General features: G+C 75.3%; 17 protein-coding genes. 9 read left to right on the forward strand and 8 right to left on the reverse strand.

Annotated features, from left to right (window positions below; genetic code table 11):
• Window positions 1-39 precede the first annotated feature (39 nt).
• Window positions 40-561, reverse strand: a complete 522-nt coding sequence (locus tag AC230_RS06925; protein WP_049715160.1) for a DUF4442 domain-containing protein — start codon at window positions 559-561, stop codon at window positions 40-42.
• A gap of 225 nt (window positions 562-786) precedes the next feature.
• On the opposite strand from AC230_RS06925, the gene AC230_RS06930 reads away from it, so the two are divergent.
• Both AC230_RS06930 and AC230_RS06935 read left to right on the forward strand, forming a co-directional pair.
• Window positions 787-2,340 carry a DHA2 family efflux MFS transporter permease subunit gene (locus AC230_RS06930; RefSeq protein WP_107082081.1) on the forward strand — a complete coding sequence of 518 codons (1,554 nt, stop codon included), beginning with the start codon at window positions 787-789 and terminating at the stop codon, window positions 2,338-2,340.
• A gap of 174 nt (window positions 2,341-2,514) precedes the next feature.
• A complete protein-coding gene (locus tag AC230_RS06935) occupies window positions 2,515-3,594 on the forward strand; it encodes a PP2C family protein-serine/threonine phosphatase (protein ID WP_049715161.1) in 1,080 nt (359 codons plus the stop codon).
• Between the two features lie 36 nt (window positions 3,595-3,630).
• On the opposite strand, the gene rpsN is transcribed toward AC230_RS06935, so the two are convergent.
• Together rpsN and rpmB are read right to left on the reverse strand one after the other, a co-directional pair.
• The gene (rpsN, locus tag AC230_RS06940) at window positions 3,631-3,936 is read right to left on the reverse strand and encodes a 30S ribosomal protein S14 (RefSeq protein WP_049715162.1); all 306 of its coding nucleotides are present in this window, start codon (window positions 3,934-3,936) and stop codon (window positions 3,631-3,633) included.
• On the reverse strand, window positions 3,936-4,172 hold the full coding sequence (gene rpmB / locus AC230_RS06945) for a 50S ribosomal protein L28 (protein WP_049715163.1): 237 nt from the start codon (window positions 4,170-4,172) through the stop codon (window positions 3,936-3,938). The genes rpsN and rpmB overlap by 1 nt, the downstream gene beginning before the upstream one ends.
• A 71-nt stretch (window positions 4,173-4,243) precedes the next feature.
• On the opposite strand from rpmB, the gene rpmG reads away from it, so the two are divergent.
• From rpmG to rpsR, 4 genes are read left to right on the forward strand one after another with little or no spacing between them, the layout of a single operon-like run.
• Complete coding sequence (gene rpmG / locus AC230_RS06950; RefSeq protein ID WP_049715164.1) at window positions 4,244-4,408, forward strand: 50S ribosomal protein L33; 165 nt, start codon at window positions 4,244-4,246, stop codon at window positions 4,406-4,408.
• Window positions 4,409-4,446: 38 nt separating this feature from the next.
• Window positions 4,447-4,704: a type B 50S ribosomal protein L31 gene (locus tag AC230_RS06955; protein WP_049715165.1), complete on the forward strand. Its 258-nt coding sequence runs from the start codon at window positions 4,447-4,449 to the stop codon at window positions 4,702-4,704.
• Entirely contained in the window at window positions 4,701-5,852 is a 1,152-nt protein-coding gene (locus AC230_RS06960) for a CobW family GTP-binding protein (protein ID WP_049715166.1), read from the forward strand. Before AC230_RS06955 ends, AC230_RS06960 begins: the two co-directional genes overlap by 4 nt.
• Before the next feature lie 31 nt (window positions 5,853-5,883).
• Window positions 5,884-6,120 (forward strand): 30S ribosomal protein S18, encoded by a 237-nt coding sequence (rpsR, locus tag AC230_RS06965; RefSeq protein WP_049715167.1) that lies wholly within the window; start codon window positions 5,884-5,886, stop codon window positions 6,118-6,120.
• 24 nt (window positions 6,121-6,144) lie between these two features.
• Here rpsR and AC230_RS06970 read toward each other — a convergent pair whose 3' ends face one another.
• Window positions 6,145-6,867 (reverse strand): MBL fold metallo-hydrolase, encoded by a 723-nt coding sequence (locus AC230_RS06970; protein WP_049715168.1) that lies wholly within the window; start codon window positions 6,865-6,867, stop codon window positions 6,145-6,147.
• 179 nt (window positions 6,868-7,046) lie between these two features.
• Here AC230_RS06970 and AC230_RS06975 point away from each other — a divergent pair, with 179 nt between their 5' ends.
• Both AC230_RS06975 and AC230_RS32430 read left to right on the forward strand, forming a co-directional pair.
• Window positions 7,047-7,325, forward strand: coding sequence for a DUF1540 domain-containing protein (locus tag AC230_RS06975; protein ID WP_198535468.1), 279 nt, complete (start codon window positions 7,047-7,049; stop codon window positions 7,323-7,325).
• Between the two features lie 212 nt (window positions 7,326-7,537).
• The gene (locus AC230_RS32430; RefSeq protein ID WP_157868526.1) at window positions 7,538-7,822 is read left to right on the forward strand and encodes a hypothetical protein; all 285 of its coding nucleotides are present in this window, start codon (window positions 7,538-7,540) and stop codon (window positions 7,820-7,822) included.
• Window positions 7,823-7,861: 39 nt separating this feature from the next.
• Here AC230_RS32430 and AC230_RS06980 read toward each other — a convergent pair whose 3' ends face one another.
• The 3 genes from AC230_RS06980 to AC230_RS06990 form a co-directional block, all read right to left on the reverse strand.
• The gene (locus tag AC230_RS06980) at window positions 7,862-12,337 is read right to left on the reverse strand and encodes a WD40 repeat domain-containing protein (protein ID WP_049715170.1); all 4,476 of its coding nucleotides are present in this window, start codon (window positions 12,335-12,337) and stop codon (window positions 7,862-7,864) included.
• Window positions 12,334-12,717: an effector-associated constant component EACC1 gene (locus AC230_RS06985; RefSeq protein WP_049715171.1), complete on the reverse strand. Its 384-nt coding sequence runs from the start codon at window positions 12,715-12,717 to the stop codon at window positions 12,334-12,336. Before AC230_RS06985 ends, AC230_RS06980 begins: the two co-directional genes overlap by 4 nt.
• A 63-nt stretch (window positions 12,718-12,780) precedes the next feature.
• Complete coding sequence (locus AC230_RS06990) at window positions 12,781-13,389, reverse strand: TetR/AcrR family transcriptional regulator (protein ID WP_049715172.1); 609 nt, start codon at window positions 13,387-13,389, stop codon at window positions 12,781-12,783.
• Window positions 13,390-13,512: 123 nt separating this feature from the next.
• Between AC230_RS06990 and AC230_RS06995 the strand changes: the two genes are divergently transcribed.
• Window positions 13,513-14,967, forward strand: a complete 1,455-nt coding sequence (locus AC230_RS06995; RefSeq protein WP_241833121.1) for a carboxylesterase/lipase family protein — start codon at window positions 13,513-13,515, stop codon at window positions 14,965-14,967.
• Between the two features lie 6 nt (window positions 14,968-14,973).
• Here AC230_RS06995 and AC230_RS07000 read toward each other — a convergent pair whose 3' ends face one another.
• Entirely contained in the window at window positions 14,974-15,831 is an 858-nt protein-coding gene (locus AC230_RS07000; protein WP_049715258.1) for a YwqG family protein, read from the reverse strand.
• Window positions 15,832-15,922: the final 91 nt, after the last annotated feature.

A 15,922-nucleotide genomic window follows, 5' to 3' on the forward strand; every position in this document is an offset into this window, starting at 1 on the left:
TCTTCTTCCTTTCGGTGCTGTCGTGCGCCCCCAGGGGTGTCAGGGGGACGGCAGGCGGCAGTGGTAGGTGAACGCGGCTTCGGCGACGGCCTCGCCCCCGGCGTCGTGGAGGAGGGAGGTGGTGGCGGCCTCGAACCGTGCGCCGGGCGGGAGTTGTGCGACGCGGGCGGGCAGGTCCGCGTCGGGCACCGCGGCCACCGCCCGGATCTCCCCGCGGGCCTTCCTGCGGTAGGAGATCCGCGACTCCCGCAGGACGAAGGAGATGTCGGCGATCCGCTCGCGCAGGGCGCCCGCGAGGGCCGCTCCCGAGGCGGCCTCGGCCACCAGGAAGAGGGCGGCGGCGTGCCGGGTGCCCACGTGGTTGAGGGTGTCGGCGCAGTCGGGCAGCGCGGCGACGGCTCGGCCGGCGGCGATCTCGGTGACCTCGACCCCGGCGAACTTCTGGAACGGTACGAGGTCGTTGACGACCGCGCGGATGTCCTCGAAGGACGGGCCGGGTGGCGGGGGCGGTGCGGGCGGCGGGGAGTTCAGGGCGGGCTCCGATCGGCACGGGACTGTCACGGATGCAGGGCAGGGAGGCGTACGGGCGGCATGGACCGTTCGCCCGATGCAGCCGTCTCGTCACCAACGGTCCCGACTTGGGCGGTACGGCGTCAAGGGAGTACCGAAAAGACAATGAGCAGGTTTATATGCGCACTTGCTTCACGGTTCGCCGTTCCCTACCGTTGTCCCGTTTATGGGATCACCTTCGTGGGGCCATCCGGACCGGGGGGATGCGGAACGCCCATGCTGCAGAAAGAGACCGGACACACGGTGCCCGAGGAGGCCACGGCCGACCCGCGCCGCTGGCGGATCCTGGCCTGCCTGGTGGTCAGTCTGGTGCTGGTCGTCCTCGACACGTCCATCATCAGCGTGGCGCTGCGCGCCCTCGCGCTGCCCGCCCCCGACGGCCTCGGCGCCTCCTCCGGCGACCTCCAGTGGTCCGTCGACTCCTACACCCTCGTCTTCGCGACCCTGCTGATCAGCGCCGGGCTCGCCGCGGACCGCTTCGGCCGCAAACGCGCCCTGCTCGCCGGCCTGTTGGTCTTCGGCGTCTTCTCGGCCGCGGCCGCCTACGCCCACGACGCGTCCCAACTCATCGTCTTCCGCGGGGGGATGGGCGTCGGCGCGGCCCTCGTCGTGCCCGCCACGCTCGCGGTCATCAGCCATGTCTTCCCGCCCGCCGAGCGGCCCCGGGCGATCGGCCTGTGGGCCGCCTCGGCCGGACTGGCCGTGGCCATCGGGCCGGTGACGGGGGGTCTGCTGCTGGAGCACTACTGGTGGGGCTCCCTCTTCCTGGTCAACATTCCGGTGGTGCTGGTGGGTTCGGCGGCCGTCGCGCTGGTCGTCCCGGAGTCGGCCGACCCCGCGCCGCGCCGCTTCGACCCCGTCGGCGTGCTGCTGTGCGTCGCCGGGCTCGGCCTGCTCGTGCTGGGCATCGTGGAGGGCGGCGAGCTCGACGACTGGGCGTCGCCACGGGTGTGGGGCTACGCGCTGGGCGGTCTGCTGCTGCTGGCCGCCTTCGTCCTGTGGGAGCGCCGCAGCACCCATCCCGCCATGGATCTGCGCTGCTTCCGCGACGCCCGCTTCTCGGCGGCCGCGGCCGTCGTCGGTGTCGTCTTCTTCGGCCTGCTCGGCTCCTCCTTCTACATGATCTTCTATCTCCAGAGCGTGCGCGGCTACTCGTCGCTGCAGGCCGGCTGCTGCCTGCTGCCGCTCGCGGTCGCGCAGCTCGCCGCGTCCCCCAACAGCACGGCCGCGACCCGCCGTTTCGGCGTCCGCGCCGTGTGCGCCGGCGGGCTCGTCCTGACCGCCCTGACGTTCCTGGGCGTCAGCGCCATGGACGAGCGCTCGCCGCTGTGGCAGTGCGAGGCGCTGTTCTTCCTCATGGGCACGGCGATGGGGCTGGCCATGCCGGCCGCGACGGCCTCGGCGATGTCGACGCTGCCGCAGCGGGCGGCCGGGGCCGGGGCGGCCCTGCTCAACTCCCTGCGCCAGGTGGGGGGAGCGCTCGGCGTCGCCGTCCTCGGCTCCCTCCTCTCCTCCCACTACCGCGACCGCGTCCACTCCGCCGTCCGCCTGCTGCCGCCGCCGCTGCGGCCGACGGCGGAGGAGTCCGTCGAGGGCGCCCTGACGGTCGCCGGGCGCCTCGGTGCGGCGGGGGGCGAGGCGCTCGCGGGGCGGGCGGTGGACGCCTTCATCGCGGCGATGCGGGTCACGTCGCTGGTGGCGGGCGGCGTGATGGCCGCGGGGGCGGTGGTGGTGTGGGTGTTCCTGCCGCGGCGGGGGTCCGCGGGGTAGGGAGGGCGCCCCGGCCCCTCCCCCGGAGGGGGCACCACCCATCCGGCAGCCCCTCCGCTGGCAGCGGCGTCCCCGCCCGTCAATGCTGGGACGAGGCGTACGCCGCGCGGCGCACGACGGACGGCACAGCGGGAGCGGCAGGTGAGGACACCGGGCACAGGAGACCGCCCCCTGATGCCCTGGTTCCTGCGCAACCTCCGCCTCGTCCCCCTCCTGCTGCTCGTCGGCGGCATCCTCATCGACTTCTACACCCCGGCCCGCTTCAGCCTGGAGGCGTTCTACGTGGCCGCCCCGATGACCGCCGCGGCCCTGCTGTCGCTGCGGGCGACGATCCTGGCGGGCGTCGGCGCCTGCGCGGCCGACGCCGCGATGCTCGGCCACTTCGGCTACATGGGGAACTCCAGCGGCTACAGCGAGCTGGCGGCCGTGGCGACGGTCTCGGCGTTCGCCGTCGTCGTCAACCGGCTCATGCGCTACCGGGACGTCCGCCTCCAGTCCGCCCGCGAGATCGCCCTGGCGGTGCAGCGCGCCGTGCTCCGCACTCCCCCGGCCGCCGTGGGCCCCCTGCGCATCGCCGTGCGCTACCGGTCGGCGGTCAGGGAGGCGCAGATCGGGGGCGACCTGTACGGCGTGCAGGACACCCCGCACGGCCTGCGCTGCCTGGTCGGCGACGTCCGGGGCAAGGGCATGGAGACGGTCAAGGCGGTGGACGTCGTCCTCGGGGTCTTCCGGGAGGCCGCGGAGGACGAGCCGACGCTGGCCGGGATCGCGGCCCGGCTGGAGCGGGGCCTGCTGCGGGAGGCGGCCGGGGCCGGGGCGGAGGAGTTCGTCACGGCCGTCGTCGCCGAGATCCCGCCCTCGGGGAACGAGGTGCGCCTGGTCAACTGCGGCCACCCGCCCCCGCTGCTGCACGAGCCGCCGGGCCGGCCGCGCGGGCTGGAGCCGTCGGAGCCGGCGCTCCCCCTGTGCCTCGGCGCCCTGGCCCCCTGCGAGGTCGTGACCGACACGGTGCCGTTCCCGCCGAGCGCGACCCTCCTGCTCCACACCGACGGCCTCACCGAGGCCAGGGACCGCGCGGGCACCTTCTTCGATCCCGCGGCGGCGCTGGCCGGCCGGGACTTCCCCGGACCGGACGAGCTGCTCGACACCCTGCTCGCCGCCGTGGGCCGGCACACCGGCGGCCGCATCACGGACGACATGGCGCTGCTCGCGATCACCCGCGGCGCGGACCGCGGGGGCGCCGGCCCCGGCTGACCGCGGGCGGCGGCCGGCCGGGGCCGTGCCCACGGCTCACCAGGACGACTTCGTCACCCCCGGCAGCACCCCGGCGTGCGCCTGCTCCCGCAGCCGGATCCGCGACAGCCCGAAGCGCCGCAGATGCCCTCGCGGACGGCCGTCGACGACGTCCCGGTTGCGCACCCGCGTCGCGCTGGCATCGCGCGGCTGGCGGCGCAACTCGCGGACGGCGGCGGCCCGTTCGGCTTCGGTGGTGGACGGCCGGCGGATGATCTCCTTGAGTTCGGCGCGCCGGGCGGCGTACCGCGCGACGACCTCCCGCCGCTTCTCGTTCTTCGCGATCTTGCTCTTCTTCGCCATCAGACCTTCACCCCCCGGGCGCGGATGCGGGCCACGGCCGCCTCGACGCCGATGACGTCGACGGTCCTGATCGCGCGGGCGCTGAGCGTCAGCCGGACGTACCGGCCCTCGCCCGGCAGCCAGTAGCGCTTGCGCTGGATGTTGGGGTCGAAGCGGCGGGACGTGCGCCGGTGCGAGTGGGAGACGGCGTTGCCGAAGCCCGGCCGGGCGCCGGTCAGTTGGCAGTGGGCGGACACAACGGTACCTGCCTTCCTGGGAGGGAGGGGTAGTAGATGGAAATGATTTCCATTGCCGTATAGTAGCGCCCATGGCACGCGATGAACTCCGCCCGGTCGTCAAGCTCCGCTCCACCGCGGGTACGGGCCACGTCTACGTCACCCGCAAGAACCGCCGTAACGATCCGGAACGGCTCGTCCTGCGCAAGTACGACCCCGTCGCACGACGGCACGTGGACTACCGCGAAGAGCGCTGAGCAGAACGCCGCCCCCACCCCGATTCGAGGACACCGCCATGAAGCCCGGAATCCACCCCCCGTACGGCCCCGTCGTCTTCCGCGACAAGGCCGCCGACTACGCCTTCCTCACCCGCTCCACCATGACCGGCGACACGACCGTGGAGTGGGAGGACGGCAACACCTACCCCGTCGTCGACGTCGAGATCTCCTCGGCGAGCCACCCCTTCTGCACGGGCAGCGCCCGGGTCGTGGACACCGCCGGCCGGGTCGAGCGCTTCGAGCGCCGCTACGGAGCGCGGAGGGCCGCCCGATGAGGGACCGCTCCGTGCTCGCCGTCGCCCTCGTCGGCGGGATGCACGCCGCCGCCCGCCGGGCCGCGGTGGACGAACTGCTGCGCACGGTGCCGGGCAGCGTCGCACTGCACCACGACCTGGCGCCGGCCGCCGAGGGCCGGGTCCTGCGCACCGTGCGCGACGCCGCCGGGGTGACCGACCGCGGCGAGGCACCGCTGGTCAACGGCTGCGCCTGCTGCGCGCTGCGGGAGGACCTCGTGCCCGAGCTGCGGCGGCTGGCCGCCGGCCGCACCACGCGGCTGGCCGTCGTCGAGCTGTGGGACTCCGTCGAACCCGGGACGATGGCCGAGGTGGTGGCCGCGCACGCCGGACCGTTCGAACTCACCTCGGTCATCACGGCCGTCGACCCGGCGCTCGTCCTGCCGTACCTCGGCGACGGGGACGACCTGGCCGAGGCGGGCCTCGCCGCGGCGGCCACCGACCGGCGCACGGTGGCGGACACATGGGCGCGCCAGGTCGAGTACGCCCCGGCGCTCGCGCTCGTCGACAACGAGGAGGCCGACGACGAGGACCGCGCGCTCCTCGCACAACTCCACCCCACCGCGCGGCGGATCCGCGTCGGCTCGGGGGAGCTGGCGGCCGCGGCCTTCGCCGGTTTCGACGCCGGGGCGGCCGCCGCGGCCCAGCACCCGTCCTGCGCCCTGCTGCCCCAGGAGGCGGACGAGGCGGGGGTCGCCACCTTGGTGTGGCGCCGCCGCCGGCCGTTCCATCCCGGGCGGCTGCACGCGGCGCTGGAGGACCTGACCTGCGCGGCGGCCCGCGGCCGCGGCAGGTTCTGGCTGGCCGACCGCCCGGACACGCTGCTGGGCTGGGACTCGGCGGGCGGCGCCCTGTGCGTGGAGAGCGCGGGCCCGTGGCTCGCCGCGCTGCCCGGCGCGGCCTGGGAGCTGGTCCCCGCCGCCCGCCGGGCCGCCGCCTCCCTGGACTGGGACGACGAACACGGCGACCGCTGCCAGCACCTGGTCTTCACCTCGCCCGGGCTGGACCGGGACGGCCTGGTGCGGCTGCTCGACTCCTGCCTGCTGACCGACGCGGAGTACGCCTCGGGCCGCGAGGGCTGGAAGCGCTTCCCCGCCGCCTTCGACCCTCTCCTCGACCCCGTTCACTGACGCGCTTCACCGACACCCCGAAGGAGCCCCCATGGCCCGCCGCCACCAGCCCCGCACCCCGTTGAGGCCACGCCCCAACCCCCTCGACGCGGCCGGCATCACGTACATCGACTACAAGGACACCGACCTGCTGCGGAAGTTCCTCTCCGACCGGGGCAAGATCCGCAGCCGCCGGATCACCCGCGTCACGGCGCGGCAGCAGCGGCAGCTCGCCGCGGCGGTCAAGAACGCCCGCGAGATGGCGCTCCTGCCGTACGCCGCGCGGTAGTCCGCCGGGGTGCCGCCGCGGACCTCAGTCCACGAGCCGTTCCGCGGCGGCCCGCAGGGCCTCGCCCGCCCCGCCGACGAGGGGCGCGCCGTGGCCGAAGCAGGCGACGTCCGCGTCGAGCGCGGCCTGTCGCCGGAAGGAGGCCACCGCCTGCGCCCGGTCGGTGTTGAAGGTGCCGAGGATCACGTCCGGGTACCGGGCGATGGTGTCCCCGGTGAACAGCACGCGCGCCTCGGGCAGGTGGAGGGCGATACTGCCCGGGGTGTGGCCCGGCACGCCCACGACGCGCGCCTCCTGTCCCCAGTCGAGGACGTCCCCGTCGGCCAGTTCCCGGTCGACGCGGCAGGGCGGCGGGGGCGGTGTGCCGGCGCCGGCGATGCGGGCCTTGACGGACTCGAACACCGGGATCTCCCATTCCTCCAGGACGGGCGGCGGCTCCGGGATCTCGCCCCGGATCACGGCCGCGTCGCCCGCGCCGGCCAGCACCCGCGCGCCGGTGGCCGCGACGAGGGCCGCGGCGTTGCCCCGGTGGTCCTCGTGGTGGTGCGTGAGCACGATCTCCCGCAGCTCCCCGGGCCCCGGCAGGGCGGCCAGCGCGTCGAGCACGGCCTCCGCCTGCCCGGGATCGCCCAGCCCCGTGTCGACCAGCGCCCATCCGCCGGGCCGGCGCACGGCGTAGGCCTGGCCCACGGTGAATTCCAACATCCATATGTCCGGCGTCACTTGCCGCACCTGAAGCGTCGTCATGCAGCCACCGTAGACACGGCTCCGCCCCTCCCCCGGGGTTTTGCGCCCTCGGCGGATTGGGCCGCGGGCGAACGGGGGCTTCCGGGTGAACCCCGGGAGTGCCCGGTGTCACGGTGCGGCCCCGGAGGAACACATCGTCGGACGCCGTTGCCGAACCGTCCGAGGAGAGACCGGTGGAAATGCCGCGAGTGGCCGTGTGCGAGGTCGAGACCTGCGCCTACAACCAGGACAGTGCGTGTCACGCGCTGGCGATCACGGTGGGGGATGCGACGCATGCGCGGTGCGACACCTTCTTCACCTACCCCGTGAAGGGCGGCGACTCGGCCGCCACGGGCCGGGTCGGGGCCTGCAAGATGGCGGGCTGCCTGCACAACCAGGACCTGGAGTGCCAGGCTCCTGGTATCACGGTGGCCTCGCTCCAGGATGCGGCGGATTGCCTCACCTTCACGGCCCGCTGAGTTCATTTTTCTCTCCCGCCCCGCCCTTCCACCGTTTCTTCCGGGGCTCCGCCCCGGGGCGGACCGCGCTCCGCGCGGGCGGAGCCCCCGAAGGCACGGTGAGTCCCGTCCTGGACGGCCCGTGGACCGCCGCACGAGTGTCGCGGCAGACTGGTGGTCATGGTGCACCTACGGTTCTCACGACGAGCGACCGGCCGTTGTGGCGTGAGCGCTTGGCGACGCCCGTCGCTTACAGCGACGGCACGCATCGCGAGGCGGACGGATCACGCCGCTCGCTGAACCGGCCGGTCAGGGTTGGGATGACCTGGGAAGGACAGGTGGCCATGTGCAGCAAGTGTTTCAACGTGGGGTACATCAACGAACAGCTGCAGAACGGGACGCGCCTGGTGCATCCGTGCCCGGCCTGCAACAAAGCCGAGTCGGACAACCGTGAGCCCCGCAGGCAGCCTGCCTGGCTCAGCCGTCTGTCCGGCGCAGACAAGTCCCGCGCCAAATAGGCAAGGAGCGAAAGAGCGACCCTCCCCCGCCCACCCCGCTCACCCGCACCCGTCCCGCCGCCCCACCCCCGGCAGCATCTCCCGCCACTGCCCCTGCGGCACCCGCTCCGAGCGGACGGCGCACAGCTCCGCTCGCAGCCGGGCCATGTCCGTGCCGACGACGACCGTTCTGGCGCCGAGCGCCGCGACAGGGCTCGTGGGGCCGGCCTCGACGAAGAGATCGCCCGTGGTGTCGTCGAGGTCGCGGATCTTCGCGAACTCGTGGTCGGTGAAGAGCACGAGCAGGTCGTCGTCGCCTCCCGGGCGCGATCCATGGGGCTCGGAGACGCGCCAGAGGGCGACGTCCCCGGCGAAGTTGGAGGCGACGGCCAGCCGGCGCGGCCCGGACACGATGAGGTTCTCCATGCGGGGAACCGGGCCCGGCAGGGCGACCCCGCGCTGCGGATCGCGCAGGTCCCAGGCCACGACGCGGCCCTCCTTGGTGAGCGTGAGCACGGCGCGGCCGGACAGGGCGTCGGCGTGGAGGCCGAGGTCCTCGCCGAACGTGTGGGAGCGGTGCGGCGTGCCGTCGTCGTCGAGGGTCCACAGATGCAGCACGGACTCCCGCGTCGGCCGCTTCGCCTCCGTCGTCAGCAACGCGGCGTGCCCGTCCCCGCCGAACATCGAGAACGGGGGCTCGCGCACCGTGCCGGCCCGGCGGGGACGGCGGGCGTCGCGGACGTCCCACAGGCGGACGCCGGCGTTCGACATCACCGCCACGAGGCCGGCGGTGCCGCCGAAGCCCCCCGTGACGTGACCCTCGTCGCGGGGCCACGGCAGTGCGCCGAGGCGCCGGGGGCGGCCGGGGTCGCGGATGTCCCAGAGGCCCATCGTGTCGTCGCCCGACGCGCGCAGCGCGAGCAGGGTGCCGGCCTTGTTGACGGAGAAGTCCAGCCCGTCGCCGTCGTCCTTCGCGCCGCGCGACAGGGCGAACTCGTGGGCGGGGCGCAGCCGTTCGCCGTCCAGGCGCCACAGCCCCAGCCGGGTGCCGGCCGTGTCCTGGCCGATGACGAGCCCGCCGGGGAAGAAGCGGGCCTGGTCCCATCGGCGCGGGAGCTCGGCGATACGGCGCGGGGCGCGCCCGGTGGCGCCGATGTGCCAGAGCCGGACCGGCGGCCGGTCCCGCTGGTAGCCGTCGGTGATCAGGAAGCGTCCGGAGGCGTCGGTCACGGCTCCCGGACCGGCGCCGTGCTCGGTGACCGCCGCCGGAACCGAGCGCGGCGGGGGGAGGTTCACGACGATCCGTCCGCGCTCGTCCCCCGCCACCAGGCCCCGGCCGTCCGGCAGGTAGACGACGGACCAGGCCGGCCCGCCGACCGGCAGGCGTCCGCCCTGCCCGGCGCCGCCGCGCTCGGCGTCCAGGTCGAAGGTGTGGACGGCCCGTTCGGTCGTGGAGGCGGCGGCGATGTGCCGGCCGTCCGGGCTGAACGCGAGCGCGACGTACTGGGGCCGGAGGGTTCCGATGGCGTTCGGCAGGTCGCGGGGGTGCCGGGGGTCCGTCGTGTCCCACAGTCCCAGGTGGTCGAGGGTTCCGGCGACGAGCATGCGCCCGTCGGGCCGGAAGGCCAGGGCGCCGACGGGGTCGCCGTGTGCCGTGGCCAACTGCGCGAGTCCGCGCGGCCGTCCGTGCTTCCAGAGACTGACGGTTCCGTCGTCCAGCCCGGTGGCCAGGACCGTGCCGTCGGGCCGCCACGCGACGGCCCGGACGGACTCGCGGGGGTGGACGCGGACCAGGGCGGACACCGGCCGGGCGGGGTCGCCGACGTCCCACAGCCGTACCCGCCCGTGCTCCGCCGCGACCGCCGCGGTCCGGCCGTCCGGGCTGAGGGCGAGGCCGTCGACCGACTGCCCGCCGCCCGGCAGCCGGGCGACCGGGCGGGGGTGGAGCGGGTCCTCCGTGTCCCAGACGAAGAAGGTGTCCCGGGTGGTCGCGAGGAGGTAACGGCCGTCGGGCCGCCAGGCGATGGCGGCGACGCGCCCGGTCCTCAGCACGGCGCCCGCCGCGGGCCGGTAGGGGTCGCCGACGTCCCACAGGCGCACCGTGCCGTCCCGCGACGAACTGGCCAGCACCTTCCCGGAGGTGTGGAGCGCCAGGTTCACCACGCGTCCCGTGTGCCCCGCAAGCGTCAGGGAGACCGGTGACATCGCGCTGCGCAGCAGGCTCGTGCGGGCCTCGGGGGTGTCGGCCGCCCGGTAGGCGGCCAGGCTGAGGTCGAGGGCGGCCGCCGGATCCCGCGAGCGCAGGGCCTCGGCCTGCGCGGCGATCCGTTTCGAGGCGAGTTCCGCGGCCCGGCCCGCCGAGCGTGCGCGCTCGGACAGGGCGAACGTGCCGACGGCGGTGAGCAGCAGCGCCAGGCATCCCGCGGCCGCCGCGAAGGCCGCCCGGCGCAGCCGGCTGCGCCGGGCGGCGCGCGCCCCGGCCTCGGCGAAGGCCCGTTCGGCTGCGGTCAGTGCCAGGCCGGGGCGGGTGAGGAGGGGACGGACGGCCGCGAGGCGGCTGCCGGTGTAGAGGTAGCCGGGGTCGCGGCCGTGCTCCTCCCAGGCGGCCGCGGCCTCGGACAGCTGCTGGTGGGCGAGGAGTTCGGCGCGGGTCTCGCGGATCCAGGAGCGCAGCCGGGGCCAGGCGCGCAGCAGGGCCTCGTGGGCGATCTGGGCGCCGTCGCGGTCGACGGTGACGAGCCGGGCGGCGGCGAGCCGGTCGCAGACGCCGGTGATCAGCCGGCGTTCGTCCTCCGGGCGGCCGTCGAGCAGGGCGGTCAGGCCGACGCGGCGGCGGACGACGTCCGTGCCGGGGGTGACCTGGATCATGCGGAGGAGGAGTTCGCGCAGCGCGGCGCGGGCGGGGGCGTCGAGCTCCTGGTAGAGGGTCTCGGTCGCGGTGCTGACGGAGGTGCGGATGCCGCCGGTCGCCTGGTAGCCGGCGAGCGTCAGGACGGCGCCGGAGCGGCGGAGCCAGGTCTCGCGCAGGGCGTGGGCGAGGAAGGGCAGGGCGGTGGTGTCGTCCGCCGTGCCAGCGTCCTTCTCCAGGTCGGCGAGGAGCCGGTCGGTCAGGCCGTCCTCCAGGGCGAGGCCGGCGTCGCGGGCGGGGCGTTCGACGGCGGCGCGCAGCGCGTGCCCGTCCAGGGGCGGGACGGTGAACTGCCCGTGTTCCAGGGCGCGGACGAGCCCGGGGTGGGCGAGGCAGCCGCCGTAGTGGTCGGCGCGCAGGCCGAGGACGGTGCGGGGGGTGCCGGGGCCGGCGCAGAGCAGGTGGATGAAGCGGGCGCGTTCGTCCTGGTCGGCGCAGCGGGTGAAGACCTCCTCGAACTGGTCGACGATCAGCAGCCGGACGGGCCGGAGGCCGGGCCGGGGTGCGGGGAGCCCGTCGCCGGCGACGAGCGCGCGGTGGATCTCGTCCGCCGGGCGCCCGGTGGCGTCGGCCCAGCGCTCGGCGAGCGTGCGCAGCGGGTGGGGGCCGGGGGCGGGGAGGAGGAGGGCGGGCCAGGGGGTGCCGGGCTGTCCGGTGGCGTGCCGGTGGTCGAGGCCGGCGAGGAGTCCGGCGCGCAGCAGGGAGGACTTGCCGACGCCGGAGGCGCCGACGAGGACGAGCGGACCGGCGGGGGCGCCGTCGCGGACGGCGTCGAGCAGCCGCCCGGTGAGCTCGGCGCGGCCGTGGAAGCGGTCGTGGTCCTCGGCCCGGAAGGGTTCCATGCCGGGGTAGGGGCAGGGGACGTCGGCCGGGGGCGGCGCGTCGGGCGTCCGGGGCGGGCGGTAGGCGGGGTTGGGGGCGACGACGAGCGAGCCGAGGGTGCCGGCGCTGTGCCGCCGGGGGCGGAGGGGGCCGTCGCGGAACGAGCGGTCGAGGAAGGCGTGGACGTCGTCGAGCGTGAGCAGGGGCGGGCCGGCGGGGTCGCCCTCGTACAGCAGGCGCAGCAGCCGGCCGCCGAAGAGGGTGTGCCGCTCGCCGTCGGGCGCGTAGGAGGGGGCGAGGTGGGTGGCGGAGGTGAGCAGGAAGCTTCCGTCGGGGAGGGCCGAGTCGAGGGCGGCGCGGGGGCCGCCGGGGCCGGGGGCGGCGGCGCGGCCGGAGAAGCAGCAGTCGAGGACGACGACGCTGCCGCCGATGACGGTGCCGAGGAGTCCCTTGACGGCGTGGTACGGGACGCCGTGGGCGATCCTGTCCTCGGCGGGGGTGTCGTGGGTGGCGAGGTAGAGCTCGTCGTCGGGGCCGAGGAGGCCGTGGCCGGTGTAGCAGAAGAGGACGGGGCCGGTGGCCTCGTCCACCGCCTGTTCGACGGCGTCGAGGACGTGGGCGGCGGTGGCGTCGGGCGGGACGCGGCGTATGTGGTCCTCGGGGATGCCGCAGACCTCGTGGAGGGCGCGGGCCAGGTCGTCGAGGGTGGTGGTGACACCGGGCAGGGCGGGGAGGGCGGATCCGGGGGCGTGGCGGCCGGTGCCGACGAGGACGGCGCGGGTGCCGGGGGCGGACAGGGCGGTCACGGGCGGGGGGTGTCGTCGCCGCGCTCGAGGGTGGCGGCCAGCCGCTGGGCCAGCTCGGCCGCCTGGTGCGCGTCGAGTCCCTTGACGTGGGTGGTGCTGAGGGTGAAGCGGGTGCCGTCGGGGCGGGTGACGGTCACGGTCTGGGTGCCGCGGCGGGTGCGGACCCAGGCGACGACGGCGCCGGCGAACGCGGCGGCGACGCCGCCGGGTTCGAGCACGGCCAGCACGGCGTCCGCGGTGGCGCCCATGGTGCCCGGTGCCGGCGGGTCCGCCCGCCGGCTGACCCTGCCGCGCAGGCCGGGCTGCCCGCCGAGCCAGCGTCTCAAGTCGTCCGGTCCCGAGGGGCCGTTGGCGCTCTCCACGGTGATGGTGGCCTGCATGGCCGGGATGGTAGTGAAGGGAGGGGGTCCGCGGGAGAGGGGGGTGCCGGGCGGCCGGGCCGTTCAGGCCCCGGCGTCGTGGGCGAAGAGTCCGTCCAGGTGGTGGTCGACGGCGGCGAGGACGTCGTCGGCCGCGAGGACGCCCAGTTCGAGGAGGGGGGTGAAACCGCTGAGGGCGAGGAGGAGGTTGGTCTCGACGACGGGGTCCCGGTCGGGGGCGATGTGGCCGTCCGCGATGGCCTCGCGGACCAACCGCTCGACCTGGTCCCGCCCTTGGAGGAGCCCCTCGCGGGCCCGCGCGTGGATCGTCTCGTCGTGGAGCGCCTCCAGGACGTAGGCGGCGCCCATGCGGCTGGTGGCGCGGGAGTCGGGGTGCAGGGGGAGCAGCTCGGTGAGCATGAGCCGGAGCATGGCGCGGGGGTGCGGCGGGTCGCCGAGCCCCTCCCGTGCGCGGGCGACGCGCAGCGCGGACTGTTCGGACGCGAAGTCCATGGCGAAGGAGAGCATTTCCTCCCGGGACGCGAAGTAGTGCTGGAGGTGTCCGTGGGAGAAGCCGGCCTCCCGGGCGACCTCACGCACCGTCAGGTGGGAGATGCCGCGCTGTTCCACCACCCGCCACAGTGCCCGTGCGATCGCTTCGCGGCGTTCGCGGTGGTCCACCTGTTTGGGCATCCCTGGTCCTCCTGACCGTTTTTACCTTACGGTTGACATATTACAACTGGCCTATGAAGCTGGCCATGGAGCTGGTAACTCCCCGCGGAGGAAGGAAGCAGCAGCGTGAGCGATCAACCAAGGGTGCGTACTGCCGAGGGAGTTGTCGAGGGCCGGTGGCGTCGGGGACGGGCGGAGTTCCGCGGCGTCCCGTACGCGCGGCCGCCGGTGGGGCCGCTGCGGTTCGCCGCGCCCGTTCCGCCCCGCCCGTGGGAAGGCACCCGGCGGGCCGTGGAGTTCGGGCCCGCCGCCCCGCACGGGGACGGCGACTGGCTGACGCTCAACGTCTGCACCCCCGATCCGGGCGCGGCGGGGCTGCCGGTGCTGGTGTGGATCCCCGGCGGCGGCTATCTGACGGCGGACGCGAGCGACCCGATGTACGACCCGATGGCGCTCGCCGGGGCGGGGCTGGTCGTGGTGGGCGTCAACTACCGGACGGCGGCGGAGGGTTTCGCGCTGCTGGAGGGGGCGCCGCCCAACCGCGGGTTCCTCGACCAGATCGCGGCGCTGCGGTGGGTGGAACGGAACATCGCCGCCTTCGGCGGGGACCCCGGCCGGGTCACCGTCGCCGGGCAGTCCGCCGGGGCGGGCTCGGTCGCGGCCCTGCTGGCGATGGAACCGGCGCGCGGCCTGTTCCGGCGGGCCGTCGCCCACTCCGTACCCGGCCTGCACTGCACCCCCGCCCTGGCCGAGCGGACCGCGGCCGAACTCGCGGCCCGGCTCGGGACGTCGCCCACCGTCGCGGCCCTCTCGGACGTCACCCCCGAGCGCCTGGACGAGGAGCTGATGGCCCTCTGCTCCGACCTGCCCGCCCACCGCGAGACCTGGGGGCGGCTGGCCCACGCCGGGATCGCCATGTGTCCCGTCGTGGACGGCGAGATCCTCCCCGACACCCCGTGGGACGCGCTGACCGGCGGGCGCGTGACCGGGACCGAGCTCCTGGTGGGCCATACCCGCGACGAGTTCCGGCTGTTCAGCGTCATGACCGGGCGGCGGGGCACGTTCACCGAGGACGACGCCCGCACCGCTCTGGACGTCTTCGCCCCCGGGCCGGGCGGCGCGGACGCCTACCGCGCGGCCCATCGGGGCGCCGCCCCCGGGGAGTTGCTGGAGCCGGTGTACTCCGACGCCCTCTTCCGGATGCCGTCGCTGCTGCTGGCCGAGGCGAACGCCGCCGCCGGCGGCACCTCCTATCTCTTCGAACTGTCCCTGGAGGGCACCCTGGGCGCCGTCCACAGCCTGGACGTGCCCCTGGCCTTCGGCACGCTGGACAGCCCCGTCGCCCGGCAGCTCCTCGGCGACCCGCCCGTCCCCGGGGCCGTCGAGGTGTCGCGGGAACTCCGGCAGGGCTGGACCGGCTTCGTCACCTCCGGCGACCCCGGCTGGGCCGCCTACCGCCCGGACGGGCGGCTGACCCGCGTCCTGGACGCCGCCCCCCGGACGGTGCCCTATCCGGAAGAGACCTCCCGCCGTATCTGGGAGGGACGCCCGCCGGCCCCCTTCGACCTCGTGGCACCGGAGCCGGCCGCCGCCCGGTGAGGACCGTCAGGCGCACTGCCAGGTGAACATCGCCCGGTCGAAGCGCCGTCGGGCCAGATCCTCGGGGCGTACGAGCCAGTAGAGGGTGCCGCAGTCGCCCCACATCATGCCGGCGTCGTCGTCCGAGTCGAACTGGGCGAGCAGGGTCCAGCGCAGGGCCTCCTGCGCGATGCGGGGGTCGTCCCACGGCGGGCTGCCGAGCGCCCCGCGGGCGACCTCCGACTCCACCTCGTCCTGCACGGGCTCGGCGTGGCCGCCGACGCGGTGCTCCGGGCTCTCCGAGAGCTCCCACAGGGCGTCCTCGAACTCCTCGTCCCGCAGCGGGTGGTCGTCGGGCACCGCCCCGAACTCCCGGTGCACGACGGGGTGCCACAGGTACGGCGCTGTGGTCACCGGGCGTGCCGTCAGCGGTATCGCGGGGTACGGCCGGATCCCCTCCGGTGCCGGGTGCTCGACGAGGCGGACGCCCTCCGGCACGTACAGCACCCGTGCCCCGGCCCGGCTGCCGGGGTCGTCGGGGGCGACCACCGCCTCGCCGTCGTCCACCTGCCCGTCGAAGAAGAAGAACGCGAGTGTGCCGTCGGCCGGCAGCGCGATGTCGAGGCCGGCCGACGGCAGGGCGGCGCAGTCGAGCGAGGCGACGAACGAGAGCGGTCCGTGCCCCTCCCACACCGGCCGCTCCTCGTTCTCCGGCAGCTCGGGCAGGCCGCCGAGCCGGCCCACGACCGGCTCGGCCGCCCCCTCCGCGGCCCTCTCCAGCCGCAGACCCGGCCTCAGCAGGCCGATCCAGCGCTCGGCGACGTCCTCCGGAAGGTGCCGGCGGGCGAGCGCGTGCAGTGCGTCATCGGTGGTGCTCCGTGTCATGGGGACGATGATGCACGGCCCCACTGACAACGGGCCGTCCGGAGCGTGACGTTCCGGGCCCGTCCGCCGCCCCGGCGCTTTCACCTGATCG

Origin of the sequence: Streptomyces caatingaensis, from assembly GCF_001187435.1 — a bacterium.
GTDB classification, from domain to species: domain Bacteria; phylum Actinomycetota; class Actinomycetes; order Streptomycetales; family Streptomycetaceae; genus Streptomyces; species Streptomyces caatingaensis.